This is a genomic window from Paraburkholderia sp. Cpub6, assembly GCF_014201065.1.
GTDB classification, from domain to species: Bacteria; Pseudomonadota; Gammaproteobacteria; order Burkholderiales; family Burkholderiaceae; genus Paraburkholderia; species Paraburkholderia tuberum.
Map to the genome: position 1 here is coordinate 1 of NZ_JACHDM010000058.1, position 11430 is coordinate 11430.

The 11430-nt window shown below is 57.1% G+C and carries 4 protein-coding genes and 1 tRNA gene; 1 reads left to right on the forward strand and 4 read right to left on the reverse strand.

Annotation, left to right across the window (positions count from 1 at the left end; all coding sequences use genetic code 11):
* Nucleotides 1–279: 279 nt before the first annotated feature.
* Complete coding sequence (locus HDG33_RS36090; protein WP_184040983.1) at nt 280–7944, reverse strand: CHC2 zinc finger domain-containing protein; 7665 nt, start codon at nt 7942–7944, stop codon at nt 280–282.
* 1039 nt (nt 7945–8983) lie between these two features.
* Between HDG33_RS36090 and HDG33_RS36095 the strand changes: the two genes are divergently transcribed.
* Nucleotides 8984–9394: a hypothetical protein gene (locus HDG33_RS36095; protein WP_184040986.1), complete on the forward strand. Its 411-nt coding sequence runs from the start codon at nt 8984–8986 to the stop codon at nt 9392–9394.
* A gap of 16 nt (nt 9395–9410) precedes the next feature.
* Here HDG33_RS36095 and HDG33_RS36100 read toward each other — a convergent pair whose 3' ends face one another.
* The 3 genes from HDG33_RS36100 to HDG33_RS36110 form a co-directional block, all read right to left on the reverse strand.
* Entirely contained in the window at nt 9411–10697 is a 1287-nt protein-coding gene (locus HDG33_RS36100; protein ID WP_184040989.1) for a phage integrase central domain-containing protein, read from the reverse strand.
* Between the two features lie 175 nt (nt 10698–10872).
* A tRNA-Arg gene (locus HDG33_RS36105) sits at nt 10873–10948 on the reverse strand.
* 137 nt (nt 10949–11085) lie between these two features.
* Nucleotides 11086–11430 (reverse strand): ISAs1 family transposase (locus tag HDG33_RS36110; protein ID WP_184040992.1); only part of this gene is annotated, 345 nt, incomplete at its 5' end.

Consider the following 11430-nt stretch of genomic DNA (forward strand, 5'->3'; position numbering starts at 1 on the left):
CATTGCCAGCCATAGGTGTCCACCTCCACGTAGGTGGACACCTATGCTCCTCGCTCATGCCGCCAGCCGATAGACGTCGAAGATGGACCGCTTACATTGCATCGCAGGTGCCTGCGGAACCGTGCTTCTTTTGCGAAGGTTCTACGGTTCCGAGGCAGCCGCTTGGTTAAGAACATCGATGTAGGGACCATCAAGCGCGGTTAGCTGTTAGATTCGGCCGATTCATTCTAAATACATTGCGTTTTACTCATTTCATCGCCCAAGGCGAGCGGACCCTGCTTATGGCGCCTCGCCTTCCTGACGCCACGGTGGCACGAGGATGCTCGGAAGACTCTGTTTCTCTCGCAGAGTGAGATCGACATCGAGAAAATCCAGCCACGCTGGCTCAAGGTTCAATGGGCCATGTTTGGCGTGCGGTTGCTGATATCGGTCCCGCTCCCAAGCTGACAATCGCTCCCGCATAGCTTTCTGATCGGGAAAGTGCTTTGCGAATGCATCTAATTTGGCAACGTCCAAGCTTAGTGTCGAAGTGGATCTTAGCTCGTTGAACGCTTCCCAGAATGCGTCTGGAGACGCCCGCTTACTCGGTGCAGTGGCGACCTTTCCCAGCGCTTGCTGGACTTCCTCATCGCTGCTTGTTGTCCGAAGTTGGGATGGAGAATCCGTCGCCAACGCTCGGTGCAGATTCGTCTTGTTTATACCCGGGTCAAGCAGTTCGACAACGGGCAAATAGGCGACAAGCACCATCGGCTCAGGAAGCAACTGCGGCCGTGGCCGACCGCTGACGACATGTACCGGGTCGACGTCGACCACCACCAACGCCTGGTCATTCTCCGACAGCGCCCCCTCTGCTCTCGGAGAGAGAATACCTTTGCGCCAGCCATGATATGGCGTCAGTGTCTCTATAATTCCGGCAGTACTGCCGTGTGGCTTCGTGGCCGAATCGATTCCAATGAAGCAGCTCCCTCCGCATGAGAAAGCAGACTTGGCAGCATTGCAAAAAATCGTGGCTGTTCCGGATGCAAGGACGCTGGCCTGACCCGCATGCCAATAATCATTGCTACGGGTTGTCGCGGCCGGTACGAGCAAGATGGTGCGACGACTACTGCTATGCGACTGCGCCACGGTAAGAACCCGCCCCAACATTTGAATGTCGTGCTTGACTATCTCGTCAGCATCCGCCGCGGCCGAACCAGGAAAGCGGTTTAGCATGGCAGCCACTTCTTTACGCAATGGCTCGTAATTTGCGGGGCTCGTCAGCAAGAACAACTCAGAACAGATCAGTTCCATGCAGTAGCGCAGCGAAGGCATCTGCTCCGCAATCGCTCGAATCAATTCTCTTAGACGCTCTTTAGGTAAGTCGAAGTCGTCTAGTTGATCCAGTAGCTGCGTCACCCCAAAAAGAGGCCGCAGTTCACTCCAATCAGGACGAAAAAGCTCATTGGCAGCCACGGCACGGTATTTCTTGCCCCGGGCAAATCGAAGCGTTCGAGCAGCACTACCTTCTCCGAAAAACGCTTTGGAAAACGCGTCGTCGGGTCGCCATAGCAACGTGACCGGCGCCATCAGGGGATGAATGGTCGCCATCGCATCCGTCGACTCACTGCAATCAGGAATTGATTGACCAAAATGCCGGTAAGTTCCAGCGAGCACTGCGAGGCCGGGATAGTGGCGACGAAGCTCTCCTTCCAGCCATTCGACAGTTTCCCGACGCACCGAGACTTCAGGAAGTACCAGCAACTCCACCTTTAGAAGGTCACAGGCTTCAAGGGCGCGCTTCAAAAAGCTTCGCCTCCTGTGTTCGGGCCAGCTCGGGACCGACTCCGCATTGCCCGCAGGCCAAGTATGTTCCTTTCCACGTGCGGCGGCCCCATCAGCCTTAGCAAAGGATCCTTCCCCGTTCAACTCCTTGACCAGTCCATTCTTTTCCAGTTCCGGCATACCCATGCCGCACAGCCCAACCTCGGCGAGCGGATGACTATAGCTTTCTTCGATTCGCCATTGCAGCAAGGCGACACGCATATGCGACTCCGACTTCGCACCGCCGCGCTGCGACCAGGAAACAAATTGAGACTCTCGAACCGCACGGCGAGTAGCGTCACTTTCCATATCCGACTTCCGAGCATCTCCAACCCGGGCATGCGGAGTCCCTGATTCACTTGTCGCAATTTCAGGACTAGTGGAGTCAGCACCTGTGGTCTCGGACGTAACGAGTTCGACACTCTTGGGTTCGGTAGCAGCGGGGCCGGCTATAGCTGGTCCGGATGTCGCGCGTTCCGTCGTGGCAGCTACCGTATCTATATCGCCAGCGGTCGCCGGGCCGACGGATGTGGGTGCAACGTCCGGCGGCACAGTCACCGGCTTGATTTTCTGCGGAACCGATACATTCTCTTGCCCACCAGCCGGCCCGACATGCCACCATCTGCCCAATTTGTCGTCCAAGGTATGGATTGACAACAGTTCATTGTCTGCTTGCCGACGTACCTCCGTCCATGTCGCGAGACGACTGCGACCTCGCTGCACACGAGCTACGCTGTCGTTGGAACCAAGCCCGGAGTATTGCAATTTTGCAAGGAGCCATTGCTGACTTTCCGCATCGGTAAAGCCGCTGTCATCACGATGGCGCCGGTAAGCCGGAGCCTCGACTTGTCGGACCGTCAGCCCTAGATGCTGATCGACCTGATGAGTTGCGAACGGCAAAGCTCTCACAAGGGAGTTCCATGCCACTGCGTCGTAGGTCGGCAAGTCATCAAATGGCCACGCCCATTGTCGATTTTCGACGTTTTCAGCTGGCGCAGATTGCCATTGCCGCAGCTGCTCATAAACAACGCGCAGCGGATTGTCGTTGGATGCGTTCAGCACCTGCGGAGCGAACCGCTCCAAGATCCCAAGCAGCGCGAGCATCCACTGCCACGGTGTCGCCTCCCTCGCTCCAGCCCAGTTGTCGTCGCGCAAATATCTGCACGCAGTATCGTAGTCAAGCTGAGGATCTTGTCGGCTGGCATCTGGAGCATTCCAGCCAGGTGGTATCGGTAAGCGCTCAGACAACGGAGCATGCCCACGATAGCGCGTGGCGCCCCACGTAGAGGCGACGAGACCTCGAAGTGCTAATCCAGCGGCCGCAAGCGAAAGTCCGATGGTTAACGCATGGACGGCCCCAAACTCTGCTCCGCGTCTGAATTGTTCCGAAGAGGTATCTGAATCGTCAACGCCGCACGATTCGGCCAATGCCAACATCACCGCGAGATCGGTACGAAGTGACACGCCGGCGTGATTATGCGGCAGCGGCATCCACTCCAGCACGCTGAGCGGCAGCCGCTGCAGGATAAGCGCGGGTAGCAGATGCAAACGGTCCCGAAGGTCACTGGGCCCCTTGCGCTGCAAACGCATGGCCATACAGCGCGTCTCGGCTTCGGTGTGAAGTACCAATTTGACCTGCGAGGCCGGGTCAAGTGCAGGATCAAATCGACGCAGAATGTCCAATGAACGCCTGACCGTACCGGGAAGGCCGTTCCGAACCTCTTGACGAACCTGCGCGTCCGCGATGAGCGTGCCGCGCAGTTTGCTCAGCTGCTGTTGCAGGACATAATCTTGAATCTGATGCGGATGCGCTAGCGCATCTTCGTCCTCTTCTAACGGGGTCTCGGCGTTAGGGAGATCGAACGCCATATCCAAAGCGTCGCTTACCGCACATCCCAAGCGCCACAGCTTGGTGTATTCCCCGCCCGGTACGCTGACGCTGCGCAGGCCGCCTCGTCCATCCCGCACCCAGGCACTGACACCCAGATTCGCGCTGTCCAACGGGACCGATACCAGATACCACTTACACGCGCTGACCTCTTCGACGCTACCGGTTATGGGTTCATGGGCGAGATGGGCCATAACGACGACCCACTCTTTGCCGTCAACTGCTTCTGTCTGCTGGATAACATGCAGCGTTTCGTACAAGTCCGCAGCAAAGCGCGCGCGGTTTGCTGGCTTCAGCGAGTCAAAAACAACTCGAATACTCTGCCGGCCGTCAAAGCGATACAGTCCGTGTGCCAACCTAACAGGATCCCCCCAAGTCAAAACCAAGGGAGACAGGCCTTGCGCACCGGCATCAGTCATGGTTGCCCCATCGACCTGAGCAGGCAATCGTGCATCGGCTCCAGATGCAAATGCAAATAGCTTGACGCCAGAGACGTCGTCGTCCTGCGTGTACGCCAGCATGCCTGCATCGGCAACTGGAACTGGCGGCAAAATGGAGATTTCCCGCAACCCGTCAATGCCATTGCCGATGAGGTCGCGGTACTTCTTGAGGATGCCCCAACGACTGTAGCGCGGCGGTCCAGCGGTATTCGCGACCAGAAATTGCAACGCTATCTTGCTGGCCTCTGGGTCTACGCTATCGCTCATGCCTTCACGGCCTAACGCGGGCGCCTGAATGTACTCGCATGCTGTTTTGATCGTAACTGGACCCGCGGTCTCCTTCAGGTTAAAGTCGATCGGCAACTGGTCCAGAGGATGAGGCTGCACATCCCGAGTGGCGTCATAGCGGTTGAAAAGCATCGCTGCAAGGCACAGCCATTCAGTCAACGATGGGTTCGTTGACTTCTGCGATTCCACGTGAAGCGGAGGTGTAGCGCTCGGCACGCGCTGCAGTGCCTTCCACTGAACTTTTCTGACGCGACTCTGGATATGCGCCCGATTGCGTTTCAGCGGAACATTCTGCAACAGATCGTCTGCCTGCAAAATAGCTGCGGCTAGAGCATCCAGCGACTTGTCATGGCGTTCAATCCATTCCTTTGTGCGTCCCTTTTGCATTGATGGACTCCAGTCCATCAACATGTCCAACCCCTCTATGGCAAACAGAATGTCATATCCCTCACGCCCATAGGCCGCTGCCCATGTATGTCCGGTACATACATCCTCCCAGCGTTGGCGGTAGGCCTGCCAGAGGCTCGTCCATGTTTCCCTGTCCGCTGGCTCGGAACGCTCTCCCCCCCGTACTGCTACTTGCCACCACAGCGCTCGCGCACACTTGCCGAGATCACTTGGGCGGAGGTCCGGTGCCTGCATGGCTTCACGTACTTTTTCATGAACGGTGGCAGGGTCATCCAGCAGGCCTGGATGCCTTAACAGATGCAGAGCGCTTTGACGATCCATAACTCCTCTATCGTCCGCGCTCATACCCCAGCCGGGTTCTCCGTCGCCAACTATTGGCGGTTCCCAGGCCGGTACAGATGGCGCCAATATCCGCCCACTGTTCAGTTGCTGCATGACCTCATCTGGCGACCCGGATGCCACAGAATCGCCTTTTCGCACTAGAGTCAGATCGAGATGCGAAGCTGCATTCTGCACGGCTTCACGCAGTGCGTTCAGGCGAGCCTCCGAATCTGCCAGTAAGACAATGTCGTCCACATATCTGGCATACCCGACGCGCGGCCTTTGAGGATCATCTGGATGTCTTTGAGCGGGCTGACGCATGAAAGCGCGAGCCGCAGCATCCAACGGGAACATCGCGATCGTCCCTATCCAAGCCGAGATGACGGGACCCTGTGGGATGCCCCTCACCTGAGCACTAAAGCGCTCACTCCCCTCATCAGGATGTCGATACCCATGCTCGAAGAGGCTACCGCACAGCAGATCTACCAGATGTTTGGCCGCATCCCTCGCATCGTGATGCGGCCGGTTCAGAAGTCCGGAAAACCCTTCTGCACCGCTGACGGTAAGAGCCTGCTCAATCGGCTCCATTAACCGGTCGCGTACGACGTAGCGCTGGATAGCATCGTAGTATCGTTTCGCATCCAGTCGCAGAACGTGCACGTGCGGGCCGATGGCTTGAGCCTGCCGGCCGAGTGAGGTCATATATCCGCGCCAGCACTCCATGAAAGGCCTGAACATGCCTTGGTCGCTCGGCTTGCGACGTCCCTCCAACACATCCATGTCCACCTGATAAGCAAAACTCAGGGTCGCCTCGTCATGCGGACCGCGTTCATCGTCACGTATTGCCGGATCTGAATCACGCGCGCCGACGTAACCGGTAACGCGAACCTCCTCCTCGGTTTCGTACCACCGCACCGCAGGTATGCAATCAGAAAAGGTGCGCGGCCCGTCATGTGCGAAGTCATGCCGTTCGGTGAGCAGTTCGTTCATGAGGAACTGCTGCAGATGGAGGTCCGCTGGATGGGGCATGACCTTGCGTCTAGGGTCCGCCAACATCTTCTCGTCACTGGACAACTTGCGTGGCAAATGCACCGCGTCGCATAGGGCCGCCTCGCTCCAGGCTTTCTGCTGCAGGCGATCTAGCGCAAGTGCGTTGAATAGTTGAGCGTTTCGATCCAAGACTCGCCAAGTTTCATCGTCACAGGGCAACTCGCCTCGCCGAGACCCGTGTTCGGCGAGCATCCGCGCATGATTTAATCGAGCCTCTTCGCTTGAGAGAACCGTGGGCTCGATTGCAGTGGCGTACCCCGACATGCCTATCGAATGTGGCCTCAGGAGCGCGAGGAGCTCATCGGCCCATTGTGGATGAGGTTCCGCCAATGCATCGAGTCGCTGCTCCCAGTTCGCGGCGGCTCCGCTCAGGGCACGCAACGCACGCGCCGTCTGAAGCAATGCTCTCTCTCGTGGGTAGTGGGAGATACTATTCCAGAGGTCGTTACTAACCAACGGCGCCGCATCCTTATAGCCCAGGCTCGCAGCGAGCAGAATGCCTACGGCTGGCAACGCGTGTTGGTCAAGTGTAGTTTCCGCTACCGACTGGTCCCATGAAGCCAATATTTCATCGGGATCCTTCCCTGCCGATGTGCTGTCGTCAGCGGCGAAACCGACCCACTCCGTCGCAACACCGGAACGGCCAAGAAGTTGACGAGCCGCACGGCTTGCACCGTCAAAGCCCGCTGCATCTCGATCAAAGAAAAGCCGCAAGCTGAGATGAGCATCACCAGGAAGATCGACTCCTTCGACGAGTTCAAGAAGTCCCGTGCGCTGTTTTTCGCTCAGACTTGATCCCATCACAGCAACGGCCGACATCCCCAGTGACTGTAGCCGCAAGGCGTCCAGGAAGCCTTCAACCACATACACTACCGGCCGTAATCCGCCAGCTTTCACTGATTCGCTCACTGCTTTTCGGGCCTCGTTCGCGTTGAACAGAACGTCGGCTTTCCGAAATCCGGGTGTCAGCAAATATTTCGCCGTAACACTGTCTTTTGCTCGGCCGGAGCCCATGCCCGCGCTATAGCGTCCGGCAAAACCAAGCAACTTATCGCTTTTATCGCGAATCGGGATCAATACCCGGCCGTCATGGTAGTAGTCCCTGAACTCCTCGCTGAGGTCAAGCGAAGTCTGGAGATTAAGCTTCTTGTCCGGTCGCAAGCGTACCAGCAACCCCGCAGAAAGCAGGCCATCGATCAGTTCCTGCCGACGCCCAAAACTCTCATCCTTTAAAGCGCGGACAAGGGACGATCCAACCGGCAAGCAGCGCAGCCCGAAGGCGAAAAGGAAATTCCGGTCAAAGTGCCTCGTTTCGCACCATTCGACGAACGCCGATTCGTCGTGCCTCTGGTCGAAGACACGCTGCGCAAAGACAAATGCATCCTCGGGAGGAGGTTCTTTGTTGACACCGAGAACAGCAGTACCAGTCTTCGGTGCAATGCCTAGACTGCGAGCCAGCCATTCGATGGCTGGTCTAAACTCAAGACCCTGAACCTCCTTGACGAGATCGACAGCATACCCATGAGCGTTGCACGAAAAGCAGTGATAATGCGAGTGTCGGCCTGCGTCGCGCGGGTACAGCACGAGTGATGGTCGCGTGTCTCCGTGAAATGGACAGAGCGTAACTAGGTTTGCGCCGCGCTGTTCGACGTCCATACCGAGGCGGCGTGCGACTTCCGGCAGTTCCGCTGCTGCCAGGACTTCGTCAAGATCGTACCAGTCCATGCATTCTTCCTGTTGTTTTTCCATAGACGGCCCAACCCGCTTGCCATTTATGTATGTCTGCTCGCGATTTCACGCATGAAGGTCTAGTTGCGAGGCTTTGTTAATAATCAATCTTCAAATTCTATATCGAGGCGTCGATGAAGGCGTCGCAGTAAGCAGACGCTACTCACATAACAATCCTGGATAACTACACTAAAGCGGAAACTCAGTAAAGTGCTAGAGCGCCTGCGTAGATGGCTTGGTCCGATGTGGCGGTGTCCGGAAGGTCTGTTGATACACCCAGGCAGTCGCAAGTCAGCAATGGGGCGATTTTGCCGATCATTTTGAAAAGTAGAATCCGTTCGGCTTAATGGCTCTTTGCACGTGCCGTCTGATTCGATCACTTGTCATCCGATAGTTGACCGTGCGGGCGCCCAAAACCGGCGCAAGCCTATCCTGCCATACTTGATTTCCATGTTGCTTTTAGTGCTGAGTGTGACTTTAGTGTCCTCGATGTACAAGCCATATGCAGCAACAGTACGCTTCCGCGTAACAGCTGCGTATTGAGCGCTCAAGATCGTGGTGCAACGAGGCGAGCAGCGGTGTGCACGGCGTGCGACCGCTACGCGCCCCAAGCATGATGCACGGAGAAAACCCGGTGACAAGCGGTTAACCTCCAATGTGTTCAACACACCGCCTAGAGCAAATAAACATTTGATCCGTCGCCCCCTAGCAGTAAACATCCATACAAGCCGAGTGACCGTGCGTTGAGATGGCATGGCAATGGCGAAGCAAGAGGATGACACGCCGCGTTCGTCCGTCGGCGACTTCAATGCGACGCGGTTGTCTTCCAACGTAAACCGATGAGCGCACAGTGTTCGGATGTCTGTGCCCTTGAGCGGCGCATGCATGCAATTCCGTGTGCGCGAAACGCTGAATCGCAGCAGAAAAAATATTCTAGTTCCGCCGTGTTCCCCTGAATTCCGAGGTATTCCGCCTATGCTGAGAAGCTGCAAGCAGCGGCTGTTGACGACGCGTTAACGCCCGTTCAAGATGCAATCAAGGTCAAGCGTCGGAGCGAATCATGCCGGTCATCAAGAGTTACCCACGAGGGCAATGGGAAGCGCTTGGGCGCAGACTGGATGCTCTGCCAGAAAAGCCGAAAGACAAACAGCCTCTCAAGGTAACGGATGGCGTGAACGCGATTCAGGCACAGATACAGACAGCTCGCGAAAAGGGATACACGCTGAACGAATTGGTCGAACATGCAGCTAAAGAAGGGATCGACGTCAATCTCAATTCCTTGCGATATGCGATGCGTCGCACAAACGAAAAGAAGCGTGTACAACGAAAAAGCTCCGCTCCATCTGGCAAGTCGTCGCGCCAACCCACTGCTCCCCAAAAGACCAAGCTGCCAATCGACCGCCACACGGGCTCTATGGTGATCCGGGATTCATACTCGTTCGAGATACGTCCCGATGTCGAGGATCTATAAAAAACTTCGCGCGGCCTCATGCGGCATTAGTCACCAATTTAAGCGTTCTAACAGGCTTCGGAGTATTCCCCGCCGCCAGTTCATCAAGAAAATCGGCCCAGTTCTGAACCATCTCGCGGCGCTGCTCAAGAAACGTTGCGCGATCGTAGCTGTCACCCAGCTCCTCGCTCGACGCGTGAGCGAGATGACGCTCGATCACCTCCTTGTCCCACCCGAGATATTCCCGAATCAGCGTGCGGGCCGTCGCACGGAAACCATGACCGGTGATCTGCTCTTTGGTGTCGTAACCCAGCGTACGTAGCGCACTGTTGATCGTGTTCTCGCTCATGTAACGCGTCGCCTCGGAGCGTTTGGCGACACTGCGAAAGATTGGCCCCTTCGGCCCGGTTAGCGGATGCAGATCTCTCAGGATCTCCACGGCCTGTGACGGAAGCGGCACCGCATGCGCTGGCGTGCGGCTATCCCGCTTCTTCCATTCCCGCATCTTCATTTTTTCCGGCTGACAAATCCAGACTGCGCCGTCGAGATCGATATCTTCCCAGTGAGCGAAACGTAGCTGACCGGGTCGCTGGAAAAGTAACGGCGCAAGCTGCAACGCTGCACGAGTAATCACGTGACCGTTGTAGGCGCGAATATCGCGCAGCAGCTGCCCTAGCTGCTGCGGGTCGGTGATAGCTGGGTAATGGCGGCTACGGACTGCGGGGAGTCCGCCGGTACGGCCATTCACAAAATTCTTGGCTGGTTCCAGAACGCCGGTATCGACCGCGTACTGATACACATGCTGAATCGTCTCGCGTACCCGCATCGCGGTTTCGAGATTGCCGCGCTCTTTGATGCGATGCAGGCAACGCACAACTTCGGTCGGCTTGATCTCCTCCACTGGAAGTCGCCCCACCCAGGGAAACACGTGCAGTTCCAGGTAGCGAATGATTTTCTCGGCGTAGCCGGCAGACCATTGGCGATCCTTTTCCGACGCCTTATGCCACTCTCGTGCCACCAACTCAAACGTGTTGAGCCGAGCTGCCTGCTCTTCCTCCCTCTTCTCGCGTCGAGCCTTTTGGGGGTCGATCCCGTCGGCCCTTCGCTCCATTTCTGCTCGCGCTTTCCGGCGCGCCGCGGCCAGCGACACAATCGGATAACGACCAAGCGACAGCTTGATGCTTTTTCCGTCGCGCGTGTAACGATAGATCCAGACCTTGCGCGTTGGACGAACGCGCAGGTACAACCCGTCGCCATCCGGCAGAAAGTATTCCTTCGCGCAGTGCTCCGCGTTTTTTACTTTTAAATCAGTGAGTTGCCCCATGATCTCGTACCCGAAATGGCAAAATCGAGGAACACCCATTTTGGGTACGACTTTAGGGATATGCAAACGCCGGATTTCGCAGGAATTCGCCGGCTGTTCCCGGACGCAAATTTCCCGCAACGCCTTTACTGGCGCGGCCTTTCAGGATTTCAGGGGATTACTACGGAAGACAGGTTGGCGCGCCCGGCTGGGATCGAACCAGCAACCCCTGCCTTCGGAGGGCAGTACTCTATCCATTGAGCTACGGGCGCTTCACCACAAAACTGCGGGGAATCTACGCGAAAGCGCGCCAACCAGAACGGACGCGACGCCAACGCGAGAGACCGCAAGGATACCCGGTTTCGGCCGAACCGTCCACAGGACGGCCTCCGACGCCAGGGCAATCGCATTAGGACATCGGCCGCATGCCAAGCACGTCGCGGCGAAAGTCGTCGTCCCACGCGGCCTGCTTGAGCTTGGCGCGCACCGACAGCCTGGGCGTCGGATCAAGCTTGAGCAGATTCAGCACGAAGCGGCGCAGGATCGCCAGGTTCATCGAGGCGTTGTCCTTGCGTACCCGGCACGCGTCCTCTGCCAGCGTCACGTCCAGCGACCAGTGGAGTTGGGACTCGATGGTCCAGTGGCTGCGAATGGCCTGTGCCACCCGCTCGGGGCTGCCGGCTGACGAGCTCAGGTAGTAGCGCAGCTCGGTACTGGTCTTCGCGCCGATGCAGCGCTGCGATTCAACCATGAT

Bases quoted from the DNA above. Each gene is read 5' to 3' on its own strand.
- HDG33_RS36090 (WP_184040983.1), bottom strand. From the start codon at position 7,944: ATGGAAAAACAACAGGAAGAATGCATGGACTGGTACGATCTTGACGAA.
- HDG33_RS36095 (WP_184040986.1), top strand. From the start codon at position 8,984: ATGCCGGTCATCAAGAGTTACCCACGAGGGCAATGGGAAGCGCTTGGG.
- HDG33_RS36100 (WP_184040989.1), bottom strand. From the start codon at position 10,697: ATGGGGCAACTCACTGATTTAAAAGTAAAAAACGCGGAGCACTGCGCG.